The organism is Rahnella sp. JUb53, assembly GCF_004346065.1.
In the GTDB taxonomy this organism is placed as follows: Bacteria; Pseudomonadota; Gammaproteobacteria; order Enterobacterales; family Enterobacteriaceae; genus Rahnella; species Rahnella variigena.
In genome coordinates this window covers 243,710-256,944 of sequence record NZ_SLYT01000003.1, presented here as the reverse complement: position 1 = coordinate 256,944, position 13,235 = coordinate 243,710, and the positions used below count along the sequence as shown (strand labels likewise).

The 13,235-nt window shown below is 54.3% G+C and carries 11 protein-coding genes; 4 read left to right on the top strand and 7 right to left on the bottom strand.

Annotated features, from left to right (window positions below; genetic code table 11):
• Nucleotides 1-61: 61 nt before the first annotated feature.
• A complete protein-coding gene (gene purL / locus EC840_RS08925) occupies nucleotides 62-3,955 on the bottom strand; it encodes a phosphoribosylformylglycinamidine synthase (RefSeq protein WP_207914751.1) in 3,894 nt (1,297 codons plus the stop codon).
• 275 nt (nucleotides 3,956-4,230) lie between these two features.
• Between purL and mltF the strand changes: the two genes are divergently transcribed.
• On the top strand, nucleotides 4,231-5,691 hold the full coding sequence (gene mltF / locus EC840_RS08920) for a membrane-bound lytic murein transglycosylase MltF (protein WP_129638292.1): 1,461 nt from the start codon (nucleotides 4,231-4,233) through the stop codon (nucleotides 5,689-5,691).
• 13 nt (nucleotides 5,692-5,704) lie between these two features.
• Here mltF and tadA read toward each other — a convergent pair whose 3' ends face one another.
• Nucleotides 5,705-6,268 (bottom strand): tRNA adenosine(34) deaminase TadA, encoded by a 564-nt coding sequence (gene tadA / locus EC840_RS08915; RefSeq protein ID WP_112288219.1) that lies wholly within the window; start codon nucleotides 6,266-6,268, stop codon nucleotides 5,705-5,707.
• 293 nt (nucleotides 6,269-6,561) lie between these two features.
• Between tadA and yiaY the strand changes: the two genes are divergently transcribed.
• Nucleotides 6,562-7,713 (top strand): L-threonine dehydrogenase, encoded by a 1,152-nt coding sequence (gene yiaY / locus EC840_RS08910; RefSeq protein ID WP_113876181.1) that lies wholly within the window; start codon nucleotides 6,562-6,564, stop codon nucleotides 7,711-7,713.
• A 72-nt stretch (nucleotides 7,714-7,785) separates the two neighbouring features.
• Here the strand turns inward: yiaY and yfhb are convergent, their stop codons facing one another.
• From yfhb to murQ, 3 genes are read right to left on the bottom strand one after another with little or no spacing between them, the layout of a single operon-like run.
• Nucleotides 7,786-8,424, bottom strand: a complete 639-nt coding sequence (gene yfhb, locus EC840_RS08905; protein ID WP_113876182.1) for a phosphatidylglycerophosphatase C — start codon at nucleotides 8,422-8,424, stop codon at nucleotides 7,786-7,788.
• 4 nt (nucleotides 8,425-8,428) lie between these two features.
• Nucleotides 8,429-9,799, bottom strand: coding sequence for a PTS transporter subunit EIIC (locus tag EC840_RS08900; protein ID WP_129639411.1), 1,371 nt, complete (start codon nucleotides 9,797-9,799; stop codon nucleotides 8,429-8,431).
• A gap of 26 nt (nucleotides 9,800-9,825) precedes the next feature.
• The gene (gene murQ, locus EC840_RS08895; RefSeq protein WP_132965009.1) at nucleotides 9,826-10,731 is read right to left on the bottom strand and encodes an N-acetylmuramic acid 6-phosphate etherase; all 906 of its coding nucleotides are present in this window, start codon (nucleotides 10,729-10,731) and stop codon (nucleotides 9,826-9,828) included.
• Between the two features lie 142 nt (nucleotides 10,732-10,873).
• Between murQ and EC840_RS08890 the strand changes: the two genes are divergently transcribed.
• Both EC840_RS08890 and EC840_RS08885 read left to right on the top strand, forming a co-directional pair.
• A complete protein-coding gene (locus EC840_RS08890; RefSeq protein ID WP_113876184.1) occupies nucleotides 10,874-11,722 on the top strand; it encodes a MurR/RpiR family transcriptional regulator in 849 nt (282 codons plus the stop codon).
• A 102-nt stretch (nucleotides 11,723-11,824) separates the two neighbouring features.
• The gene (locus EC840_RS08885; RefSeq protein ID WP_113876185.1) at nucleotides 11,825-12,079 is read left to right on the top strand and encodes a YfhL family 4Fe-4S dicluster ferredoxin; all 255 of its coding nucleotides are present in this window, start codon (nucleotides 11,825-11,827) and stop codon (nucleotides 12,077-12,079) included.
• A 21-nt stretch (nucleotides 12,080-12,100) separates the two neighbouring features.
• On the opposite strand, the gene acpS is transcribed toward EC840_RS08885, so the two are convergent.
• Together acpS and pdxJ are read right to left on the bottom strand one after the other, a co-directional pair.
• On the bottom strand, nucleotides 12,101-12,481 hold the full coding sequence (gene acpS / locus EC840_RS08880) for a holo-ACP synthase (protein ID WP_112288191.1): 381 nt from the start codon (nucleotides 12,479-12,481) through the stop codon (nucleotides 12,101-12,103).
• A complete protein-coding gene (gene pdxJ / locus EC840_RS08875) occupies nucleotides 12,481-13,212 on the bottom strand; it encodes a pyridoxine 5'-phosphate synthase (protein WP_112288190.1) in 732 nt (243 codons plus the stop codon). Before pdxJ ends, acpS begins: the two co-directional genes overlap by 1 nt.
• Nucleotides 13,213-13,235 lie beyond the last annotated feature (23 nt).

Here is a 13,235-nt window from a genome sequence, read left to right as displayed (position 1 = left end):
CAGACAAAAAAATCCGCAGGCTTTCGCACTGCGGATTTTTATTACTGGAGCTTATTTAGCATCAGCCAAGCTGTTTACGCGCATTACGGAACATGCGCATCCACGGGCTGTCTTCACCCCACTCTTCCGGATGCCAGGAGTTACTGACGGTACGGAAAACACGCTCAGGGTGCGGCATCATCACAGTAACGCGACCTGACAGGTTGGTCACAGCAGTGATCCCGTTCGGGGAGCCGTTCGGGTTCGCCGGATACGCTTCGGTTGCCTGACCGTTATTATCCACAAAGCGCAGCGCCACCAGATTGCTGTGCTCGATTTGTGCCAGATGCGCAGCGTCACGCACTTCCACATGGCCTTCGCCGTGGGAAACCGCGATTGGCATACGTGAGCCGGCCATCCCCTGCATGAACATCGACGGGCTGGCAGTCACTTCAACCAGGCTGAAACGCGCTTCAAAACGGTCTGACAGGTTACGCACGAAGCGTGGCCAATGTTCTGCGCCCGGGATCAGCTCTTTCAGGTTCGACATCATCTGACAGCCGTTACATACACCCAGCGCCAGCGTTTGCGGGCGGTGGAAGAATTCTTCGAACTCTTCACGCACGCGGTCGTTGAACAGCACTGACTTCGCCCAGCCTTCACCCGCGCCCAGCACATCACCGTAAGAGAATCCGCCGCACGCCACCAGCGTATGGAAATCCTGCAAATCACGGCGACCCGCCAGCAAATCACTCATGTGGACATCAACCGCATCGAAACCGGCACGATGGAAGGCCGCAGCCATTTCAACGTGGGAGTTCACGCCCTGCTCGCGCAGCACGGCAACTTTCGGACGCGCGCCCTTCGCGATGTAAGGTGCAGCCACGTCTTCGTCAGGGGCAAAGTTCAGTTTGACGTTCAGGCCCGGATCCAGATCGTTGGTTTTGGCCTGATGTTCCTGATCGGCACATTCAGGGTTGTCGCGCAAACGCTGCATCTGCCAGGTCGTTTCAGCCCACCAGGTACGCAGCGTGGTGCGGCTTTCGCTGTACACAGGCTTATCACCCGACGAAATGATGAAACGGTCACCGGTTTCGACGCTGCCGAGGTAATGCGTGCAGTCTGCCAGACCAAAATCAGCCAGCGTTTTCTCAACCGCCTCACGGTCAGATTTACGAACCTGGATCACCGCGCCCAGTTCTTCGTTAAACAATGCCGCCAGCGAATCAGTGCCCAGCGCTGCGATATCTGCGGTCAGACCGCAATGTCCCGCGAAGGCCATTTCAGCCAGCGTCACCAGCAGACCACCGTCGGAACGGTCGTGATAAGCCAGTAATTTCTGCTCAGACACCAGCGCCTGCATAGCGTTGAAGAAACCACCCAGTTGCTGTGCGCTGCGCACATCCGCTGGCGTATTGCCGAGCTGACGGTAAACCTGTGCCAGCGCCGTCGCGCCCAGTGCGTTATGACCGGCACCTAAATCGACCAGCAGCAACGCAGTGTCACCTTTATCGGTGCGCAGTTGCGGCGTCACGGTGTGGCGCACGTCTTCGACGCGGGCAAACGCGGTGATCACCAGTGACAGCGGTGACGTCATCTCACGTTGTTCATTACCTTCCTGCCAGCGGGTTTTCATCGACATGGAGTCTTTGCCCACCGGAATGGTGATACCCAGCGCCGGACAAAGTTCTTCACCCACCGCTTTTACTGCGGCATACAGACCCGCATCTTCGCCCGGGTGACCGGCCGCAGACATCCAGTTAGCAGAAAGCTTAACGCGTTTCAGGCTGCCGATTTCGACGGCGGCAATGTTAGTCAGCGCTTCGCCAACGGCCATGCGGCCAGAAGCGGCGAAATCCAGCAAGGCAATTGGCGCACGTTCGCCCAGTGACATCGCTTCGCCGTGATAGCTGTCGAGGCTGGCGGTGGTGACCGCACAGTCAGCGACCGGGATCTGCCACGGACCAACCATCTGGTCACGCGCCACCATGCCGGTGACGGTGCGGTCGCCGATGGTGATCAGGAAAGTTTTCTCTGCCACGGCTGGCAGGTGCAGAACGCGTTTTACCGCTTCTGCAATCTGAATGTTTTCCGCATTCAGGTCGTCGCCTTTCGCTTTCAGCGTGGTGACATCGCGGGTCATTTTCGGGGTTTTACCCAGCAGAACGTCCAGCGGCATATCAATTGGCTGGTTGTCGAAATGGCTGTCTTCCAGAGAAAGATGCATTTCTTCAGTCGCTTCACCAATCACGGCATAAGGTGCACGCTCACGCTGGCAGATAGCATCGAACTGTTCCAGCTGAGCCGGAGAAACAGCCAGTACATAGCGTTCCTGCGATTCGTTACACCAGACTTCCAGCGGGCTCATACCCGGTTCGTCGTTCAGGATGTCGCGCAGCTGGAAACAGCCACCACGGTTGCCATCGCTGACCAGTTCCGGCATGGCGTTGGATAAACCGCCGGCACCGACGTCATGGATAAACAGGATCGGGTTGGCTTCGCCCAGCTGCCAGCAACGGTCGATCACTTCCTGACAACGGCGTTCCATTTCCGGGTTGTCGCGCTGTACGGACGCAAAATCCAGATCCGCGTCAGACTGTCCCGATGCCATGGAAGAAGCCGCACCGCCGCCCAGACCGATATTCATCGCCGGACCACCCAGTACAATCAGTTTTGCGCCAACGGTGATTTCACCTTTCTGCACGTGATCCGCGCGGATGTTGCCAATACCACCGGCCAGCATGATCGGTTTGTGGTAACCGCGCAGCTCAGGGCCGTTGTGGCTGTTGACGTTTTCTTCGTAAGTACGGAAGTAGCCCAGCAGCGCCGGACGACCAAATTCGTTGTTAAAGGCTGCGCCGCCCAGCGGGCCGTCGGTCATGATATCCAGCGCAGTAACGATACGATCCGGCTTACCGAAATCTTCTTCCCACGGCTGTTCAAAGCCAGGAATGCGCAGGTTGGAAACAGAGAAACCAACCAGACCGGCTTTCGGTTTTGCGCCGCGCCCCGTTGCACCTTCGTCACGGATTTCACCGCCTGAACCGGTTGCCGCACCCGGCCATGGAGAGATCGCCGTCGGGTGGTTATGGGTTTCAACCTTCATCAGGATATGCGCCTGCTCCTGATGGAAATCGTACAAACCGTCTTTCGCATCGGCGTAGAAACGACCGACCTGCGAACCTTCCATCACGGCGGCGTTATCTTTATACGCGGACAGCACGTGATCAGGGGTCTGTTCGAAGGTGTTTTTAATCATCTTGAACAGGGATTTCGGCTGGGTTTCGCCGTCGATAATCCAGTCTGCGTTGAAGATTTTGTGGCGGCAGTGTTCTGAGTTGGCCTGTGCGAACATATACAATTCGATGTCTGTCGGGTTGCGCCCCAACGACGTAAAGGCTTCCATCAGGTAATCAATTTCATCCTGCGCCAGCGCCAGACCTAATTTGGTGTTGGCGGCTTCGAGTGCGCCACGGCCAACGCCGAGGATATCCACATGTTGCACCGGGGTTGGCTGATGCTGCGCGAACAGCGCGCTGGCGTCTTCCAGACGGGTAAACACGGTTTCCATCATGCGGTCATGCAGCAATGCGCCCAGTTCGTTCCACTGTGCTTCGGTCAGTTGCGGTGCCTGAACATAAAATGCCAGACCACGCTCAAGGCGCAGAACCTGTGACAAACCGCAATTGTGGGCGATGTCGGTAGCTTTGGAAGACCAGGGAGAAATGGTGCCCGGACGCGGGGTGACCAGCAATAAACGACCAGAAGGAGCGTGTTCAGCGAGAGAAGGACCGTATTTCAGGAGGCGTTGTAACTTGGTTTGTTCGTCCGAATTCAGCGGTGCGCTGACGTCGGCAAAGTGTACATATTCGGCGTAGATATCGCTGACCGGAAGACGTGCTTCCTGACAACGGGACAACAATTTGTTAATGCGAAAAGCCGACAAAGCGGGCGAACCACGCAGTATTTCCATAATCACAGATCTCTCGTCTTCGAAGACACTGACCACAGTGCTTCATTGGGCGCAACAGGGGGAAAACGCGGGCTATTATAAAGAAAGCTGGCGTCCGACGAAACCGTTTGCGTCGGGAAACTTCATATTCCTTTATAGCCTTACCGTTATCATGGCTATTATGAATAAAGTTGCAGACTGCCGTTTTGTTGAGCAAAATGCGTCAGCACTGGGGATATAACCATACTAACTGCACAGCATAGCGTAAAAAAACAAGAGCGCCGCAGCGAGATAACTATTTGACGCGACTAAAAATTAATTATGTTCTGATGGGGATCGCCGCCCTGTTACTGGCACTGGCCTTGTGGCCTGCCGTGCCGTGGCACAGAGGTGAAGGTGACCAGCTGGATCAGATAAAATCCCGTGGAGAATTGCGCGTCAGCACGCTCAATTCTCCACTGACTTTTATGGACTCCCCTGAAGGCAATCTGGGCTTCGATTATGAACTGGCTAAACGCTTCGCAGATTATCTGGGCGTGAAGCTGGTGATTTCTCAGCACACCACCATCGAGAGCATGTTCGACGATCTTGATCATGGTAAAACCGACATGCTGGCTTCCGGTCTGGTGTACAACAATGAGCGCCTGAAAAACTACCGCGCCGGCCCGGAATACTATTCCGTATCGCAGCAGCTGGTTTACCGGCAGGGTGCTGTGCGCCCGAAAAGTTTCGCCGACATCAAAGGCTCGCTGGTAGTGTCTGCTGGCAGTGCGCATATCGCCACGCTGGAAGCTGCCAGCCAAAAATATCCAGACCTCAACTGGACCACCACCGATAAATTGTCACCCCGCGACCTGTTGCAACAGGTTGAAAACGGCAAACTCGATTATACGCTGGGGGATTCGGTCACCATCGCCCTGATGCAGCGCGTCTATCCGCGCCTTGCGGTGGCCTTTGATGCCACAGACGATGAACCGGTCACCTGGTATTACCGCAAACAACCTGATGACGACAGCCTTGCTGCCGCTATGCTGGATTTCTTCAGTCAGATTTCAGAGGACGGTACGCTGGAAAAACTGGAGGAAAAATACCTCGGGCACGTGGGCGATTTCGATTATGTCGATACCCGTACTTTCCTGAACGCCATCGACACGACGCTGCCGGATTTGCAGCCGCTGTTTGAAAAATATGCTCAGAACATCGACTGGCGTTTGCTGGCCGCTATCGCTTATCAGGAATCTCACTGGGATCCGCTGGCGAAATCACCGACCGGTGTGCGTGGCGTAATGATGCTGACCCGCGCGACGGCTGGCGGGCTGAATGTCGATGACCGGACAGATGCCGAACAAAGTATCCGTGGCGGTGCGCAGTATCTGTCGCATCTGATGGATAAAATGCCGGGATCTATTCCGCAGGATGAACGGATCTGGTTTGCACTGGCGGCATATAATATGGGCTACGGCCATATGCTGGACGCCCGCAAGCTGACCGCACAGCAAAAGGGGAATCCGGACAGCTGGGCGGATGTGAAGCAACGGCTGCCGATGCTTAATCAGAAACGCTTCTTAAGCCGGACGACTTACGGTTATGCCCGCGGCACGCAGGCGTATAATTATGTGGAAAATATCCGCCGCTATCAGCTCAGTCTGGTGGGGTATCTGATGGAAAAAGAGAAGCAGCAGGCGCAGAAGGCGGCGCTACAGGCTCAGCTGGGTCAGGGATATCCGGTAGTGGATGCACAGGAAGCACTGGGGAAATAAGGCCTGAACAGCCTTATTCTTTAGGATTATCAGAAATGATGTCACCGGCCTGAGCTGCGCGCTCTGCCAGCCGCAGCGCTTTTTTCTGGCTGCGGCGAAAACGAAAGAACGCACTCAGCTGTTCAGAACAGGCATCAGCCAGAACGCCCGACGTGATTTCTACCTGATGATTCATGCCGGGATGGCGCAGAACATCCATCAGGGAACCCGCTGCACCGGTTTTGGCATCGGCTGCGCCATACACCACCCGACGGATCCGGCTGTGGACCATCGCGCCGGCGCACATCACGCAAGGCTCAAGAGTGACATACAGTATGGCATCCAGCAGTCGGTAGTTTTGCACCGCGCTGCCGCCCTGACGTAACGCCATGATTTCCGCGTGCGCCGTCGGATCATGATGTCCGATAGAACGGTTCCAGCCCTCGCCAATCACCTGATTGTCCAAAACCAGCACGGCGCCCACCGGCACTTCGCCCTCCTCCTGCGCCTTCAGCGCCAAAGTCATTGCGTATTGCATCCAGCGTTCGTCGTCATTTATTTCTGCTAATTCTGTCACTGCCACTTCAACCTCAGTCATTTTAATCCGCGCCATTATACCTTTGTTCGTGCCGCCCGCCCACGGGCCATAATCGATATCGCGCGTACAGTTCATCAGCGGTAACAGGAAGTATTACTTAATGATGATAACCCGCGGTTCTGATAGCAGAAATGGCTTATGCCAACAGATAATAACCTTACATTTCATAGTCATTAGATCAGGAAATTAGCCGGGTTAATCTGCGTATTCTTGCGCCAGATCAAATGATGTTACCGGTAACAACATTAAGGTTTCCTTGTACCTACCAAGAGCTGACAACAAGGAAAACAATTATGGCTACTGCAACTTTCTTTATCCCGTCCGTTAACGTTATTGGTTCTGGCGCGCTTAATGATGCGGCTACCGCTATCGCGCAGCATGGTTTCCGCCATGCCCTGATCGTCACGGATAAAGTGTTATTCGATATCGGCGTGGTTAAACAGGTTCAGGAATTACTGGCAAAAAGCGACGTGCAAAGCAGCGTTTATCATGGAACAAACCCTAACCCAACCACCCGCAATGTGCGTGAAGGGCTGGAGATCCTGAAAAAAGATGCCTGCGATTGCGTGATCTCACTTGGCGGCGGTTCACCGCATGACTGCGCCAAAGGTATCGCGTTGCTGGCCACTAACGGCGGCAACATCAACGATTACGAAGGCGTTGACCGTTCTGCTAAACCCCAGTTGCCGCTGATTTCTATCAACACGACTGCCGGTACGGCTTCAGAAATGACGCGTTTTTGCATCATTACCGATGAAGAACGCCATATCAAAATGGCTATCGTGGATAAAAACGTGACGCCGCTGATGTCAGTCAATGACCCGCATCTGATGGTCGGCATGCCAAAAGGGCTGACTGCTGCCACCGGGATGGATGCGCTGACTCACGCGATCGAAGCCTATGTATCCAGCGCGGCAAACCCGATAACGGATGCCTGTGCGCTGAAAGCGATTACCATGATTACCGACTCACTGCGCACTGCAGTGAAAGACGGTAAAAATATGCAGGCTCGCGAAGACATGGCTTACGCACAGTTTCTCGCCGGGATGGCATTTAACAATGCGTCGCTCGGTTATGTACACGCCATGGCGCACCAGTTAGGCGGTTTCTATAACCTGCCGCATGGCGTTTGTAATGCCGTCCTGCTGCCGTTTGTGCAGGAATACAACGCCCGCGTTGCCAGCCCGCGTCTGAAAGACGTTGCTGCCGCGATGCACATTGATGTTTCAGCGATGAGTGATGCAGAAGGTGCAAAAGCCTGTATCGATGCTATCCGTCAGCTGGCGCGTGATGTCGATATTCCTGCCGGATTACGCGACCTGAACGTGAAAGAAGAAGATTTTAATACACTGGCGACCAACGCCCTGAAAGATGCCTGCGCACTGACTAACCCGATTCAGGGTACGCATGCCGATGTGGTAGGGATTTTCAAAGCTGCGTTCTGATTACTAAAGAATATGCCCAAATAAAAACAGGCCAGAAATGGCCTGTTTTTTGTCTGAAACATCCTGCGGTATTTATTCCAGTTGCTGCAATTCGCCCTGCTTACTGACACGAAAACGGTGCTCGCAAAAGAACAACAGCGGGTTGTCCTGTTTGCTGTCGCTGTAACCACTGTAAAGTTTCAGCGGTGAGCCAATCCGGCTTTCGAGCTGTACAACTTTTTCCTCACCGAGACAGCGCAGAGGCAGCACCCAGCCGCCTTTACCCCGCGCGATACGGCTGCCCACCAGACGTACCTGCGGTAAAAACAGCGATGCGTTATAAACCTGCTGCACCAGGTTCTCAGGAGAACCGGTGATCAGCCACACTTCGGTATCATCGCTGTCCAGATATTCGCGCAACCGGCGTTGTACCACCGGAAACTCCACCACTTTTTCGCGAAACGCAGTCACGAATTGCAGCTCCAGCGCTTTCAGGCGTGCCTCACTGTGACCAAAGGTAATGGCCCACAGCAACAGACTCATCGGCCAGCGTGTTGCACGCCCCTGAAAGAATAGTCCTGCGCCAATCAGCGGCAATAAAGGCACCACCAGAACCAGGTTCTGCGGCATTTTTTTTAGCAAAAAACGCAGGAAGGTTCCGAACATGTCCTGCTGATGCAGCGTTCCATCCAGGTCAAAAAAGACCACCCGTCGATCAGGCTTCGTACTCAATCCATTACTCCTCGGGATCGTTAAACCCCATCAGCCAGGTAAAAATAAAACCAGCTAATACCGTAATGACTAAACCGGCCAGATACAACATCACTTTGCCAGAAATAATGGTCAGCGCCAGCGGCAACCCGGAAATACCAAACGTGATGACCGTAGCGACTTTCCAGTAACAGATTAGCGCGCCGCCCACGGCTCCGCCCAGACAGGCGCCAATAAATGGCCGGCCAAGCGGTAGCGTCACCCCGAAAATCAACGGCTCACCAATGCCCAGTATTCCCACCGGCAGCGCACCTTTAATCACTTTTTTCAGCCGTGCGTTACGCGTTTTCATGTAAACCGCAATCGCCGCGCCGACCTGTCCGACACCCGCCATCGCCAGAATGGGCAACAGCGGATTGGAACCGTGCGCCTGAATAAGCTCTACGTGGATAGGCACCAGCCCCTGATGAAGCCCGGAAAGCACCAGCGGCAGAAAGGCTCCGGCCAGCACTGCACCGACCAGTAATCCGCCTTTGTCGATAGCAATATTGACGCCGTGCGCGATGCCGTCAGAGATATAACCGCCGATCGGCTGGAGGATAACAATTGCCAGCGTCGCAGTGATCAGCGTGGTGATCAGCGGATTGAGGATCAGTTCGACCGATTCAGGCAGCCACTGGCGCAGCCGTTTTTCGAGCCAGCACATCAGCGCGACGACCAGCAAGACCGCAATCACCCCGCCACGCCCCGGCTGTAATGTTTCGCCAAACAGCGTAATTTGCGCCAGCGCCGGACTGGAAAGGATCCCCGCCATCACGCCGCCCATGGCCTGTGAACCGCCAAACACGCGGGCAGCATTCACACCGACCAGAATATTCATGATGGCAAATACAGCGCCGCCGAATATCGCCAGCAGGCCGAGAATATTAGGATAATCAGTCGCAATGGAACCGGCGATATCAGGCCGTTTGAGCAGATTAATAATGCCCATAATCAGACCTGAAGCGATAAATGCCGGGATCAGCGGAATGAAAACATCCGCCAGTTTTCGCAGCGCGCCACTCATCGGCGCTGAGTATTTGGCTTTGGCACTGGCTTTGTTGCGGGCTATATCACTTTCACCCGCCGCACTGGCTGTTCCCGCAGGGCTCAGCAACAGGCGCATGGCGTCCACGACTTTGGCTGCTGCCCCCGGCCCGACGATAAACTGATGCTGCTCGCCCTGCCTGAGATAACCTTTAATCCCCTCCAGCGTTTTCAGGCTGGTCAGATCCAGGCACGCATCGTCAAAAACTTCCACGCGTACACGGGTCATGCAGTTTTCCAGCTTGCTGATATTCCCTTCGCCGCCCACACCCTGCAAAATCTTAGAAGCCAGCAGGTGAGTTTTATCCATTGCTGTCGCCATGCTTTTCTCCTGATTTAGCCCGCCAGCGCGGCGCGAAGGTAGCCGTTATGTTGCTCCAGACGCGCTTTTGCCTGTGGTGCATCAATGCCCGCCAGTAACATGAGAATGGCCGGTTTCACTTCGAAATCAGTCTGAGAAAGCGCCAGTTCAGCATCACTGCGTGCCGCGCCGGTGGCTTCCACAACAATGCGGCAGGCACGATCGACTAGTTTGACGTTGGTCGCTTTCACGTCGACCATCAGGTTCTGATAGACCTTGCCGGTTTTCACCATCGCACCGGTAGAAATCATGTTCAGTACCAGCTTCTGCGCAGTACCGGATTTCAGACGAGTGGAACCGGTCAGCGCCTCGGGCCCGACAACGGGAGAAATGGCGATCGTCGCTTCCTGCGCAATCGGTGAATCCGGATTACAGGAAATCGCCACCGTGGCACAACCCAGTTCCGTGGCGTAGCGCAACGCGCCGATCACGTAAGGTGTGCGGCCGCTCGCCGCTAATCCGACAACGGTGTCATCCGCGCTCAGATGCAGATCCTTTAAATCTTCAACGCCCAGCGCTTCGCTGTCTTCGGCCCCTTCTACCGCTTTGAGTAATGCACCGGGACCACCGGCAATCAGGCCGATAACTATGCCGTGCGGCACGCCGAACGTTGGCGGACATTCCGATGCATCGAGAACGCCCAGACGCCCGCTGGTCCCCGCGCCGAGATAAATCAGACGACCGCCCGCTTTAAATGAGGCCGCGGCTTTATCGATCGCCTGCGCAATTTGCGGCAGAACTTTACTGATGGCCTCAGGAACTTTGCGGTCTTCCTGATTGAAACAGGTGGCTAATTCCAGTGAAGACATTTCATCTAAGTTGATCGTATCCGGATTACGGCTCTCGGAAACGAGTGCGCCTAAGTTAAGGGGGCTGTTCATGTTTTTCTCCTGAATTTTTAATTCAAATTTATTGCATAATACTTGAATATTTTATTCATCATTGCGAGGAATATTTGCTATTTTAGATAACATAATCCGCAAAACGTGACCTACGTATTCTGAGAAGCCGGGATAAGCCACCATGAGTTGTATGATCCGTATCCGCCAGCTGTATCCGACACTGGCACAAAATGACCGTAAACTGGCTGATTTTTTACTGGCTCAGCCAGAAAAAGCGCGTCATATGAGCTCACAAAAACTGGCCGAAATGGCGGGAGTCAGCCAGTCTGGCGTGGTGAAGTTCGCGCAAAAACTCGGTTATAAAGGCTTTCCTGCGCTGAAACTCGCCATGAGCGAATCCCTTGCATCCCCCAAAAACAGCGAACCTGTCACCGTACACAATCAGATCCTGAGCACCGACAGTCTGCACGTTGTGGGCGAGAAACTGCTGACAGAAAAACAATCGGCTTTGCGCGCAACGCTCGATATCAACAGCGAGCCCCGTTTGCAAATCGCATTGTCGATGCTGAGCAGTGCCCGAAAAATCATTCTGACGGGCATCGGGGCATCCGGACTGGTGGCTAAGGATCTGGCGTATAAACTGTTGAAAATTGGCGTCACAGCCATCGCAGAGTCGGACACACATGTGCTGATTGCTACAGCTCAGGCGCTTTCAAAAGAAGATTTATTGCTGGCGATTTCGTTCAGCGGTGAACGCAGCGAAATCAATCTGGCGGCACGGGTTGCCCGGGAAAGTGGCGCTAAGGTGCTGGCGATCACCGGGTTTTCACCCAATACCCTGCAACAACAGGCCGATCATTGTTTGTACACCGTCGCAGAATTACCGACCACACGCGGAGCCGCTTTGTCGGCCACAACGGCACAATATTCACTGACCGATCTGCTGTTTGTTGCGCTGGTTCAGCAGGATACCGAACATGCACCGGAGCGGATCCGCCACAGCGAAGAACTGGTCAAAAAGCTGGTTTGATCAGGATCATTCAGGGAGCGGAAAGGCACTGACGTAGACCCTGTGCCAGCGCAATTCTGCTATACTGCGCGCCCTGATGACTGAACGATATGAGAAAACGCCATGGCCCTGCTGATCACACACAAATGCATTAATTGCGATATGTGCGAACCGGAGTGCCCGAATCAGGCGATCTCGATGGGCAATGATATTTACGAAATTGACAGCGATCGTTGCACGGAATGTGTCGGTCATTACGACAAACCGACCTGTCAGAGCGTCTGCCCAATCGACAATACCATCATCATCAATCCGCAACACACCGAAACTAACGAACAGCTTTGGGATAAGTTTGTGGTATTGCATCACGCCGTTTAACTGACGGAATGATGCAACAAATCAGTTTTCAATAATAACCGTCGCACAGGCATAACGGCGCTCATCGGCAAGCGTAACATGCACGGATTTCACGCCCATTTCCGCCGCCATTTCTGCCGCGCGGGCATGAAAAACCAGCCCCGGCTTACCCAGCACATCATTGACGACTTCAAACTGCTCAAATGCCAGGCCGTTGCGAATACCGGTTCCCAGCGCTTTAGCTGCGGCTTCCTTGACGGCAAACCGCTTCGCCAGAAAACGAACCGGCTGCTGATGTTGCTGATAAACAGCCCATTCATTGGCGCATAAAATACGCTTCGCCAGCCGGTCGCCGCTGCGTTCAATCACTGCTTCGATACGGGAAATTTCAACAATGTCCGTACCTAAACCTAAAATGCTCATTACCGGCGGGCTTCTCTCATCAGATTTTTCATTTCACGTACTGCACCGGATAAGCCGTCGATAACCGCCTGACCGATGATAGCGTGGCCGATATTCAGCTCATGCATTTCCGGCAGTGCCGCGATCGGCTGCACGTTATGGTACGTCAGCCCGTGACCGGCGTTTACTTTCAAACCTTTGCCTGCTGCATAAGCTGCACCCTGCTTAATACGTTCCAGCTCAGCCTGACGCTCAAGATCAGTCTTCGCTTCCGCATACGCACCGGTATGAATTTCGATGTAAGGCGCACCGACCGCGACGGCAGCATCAATCTGGCGCAAATCCGGGTCGATAAACAGGGAAACCAGAATGCCCGCTTCGCTCAGACGGGAAACGGCAACGGTCATTTTATCTATCTGACCGGCGACATCCAGACCGCCTTCGGTAGTCACTTCCTCGCGTTTTTCCGGCACCAGGCAGCAGAAATGCGGCAAAACTTCGCAGGCAATCCCGACCATTTCATCGGTGACAGCCATTTCAAGATTCATGCGGGTTTGGATAGTCTGACGCAGTAGGCGCACGTCGCGGTCGGTGATATGACGGCGATCCTCACGCAGGTGGACGGTGATCCCATCAGCACCAGCCTGTTCAGCGATGAATGCCGCCTGAACCGGATCAGGGTAAGCCGTACCACGTGCATTACGCAGTGTCGCGATGTGATCAATGTTAACGCCCAACAGCAACTCAGCCATAACAGCTCCAGATTTGAGAATGA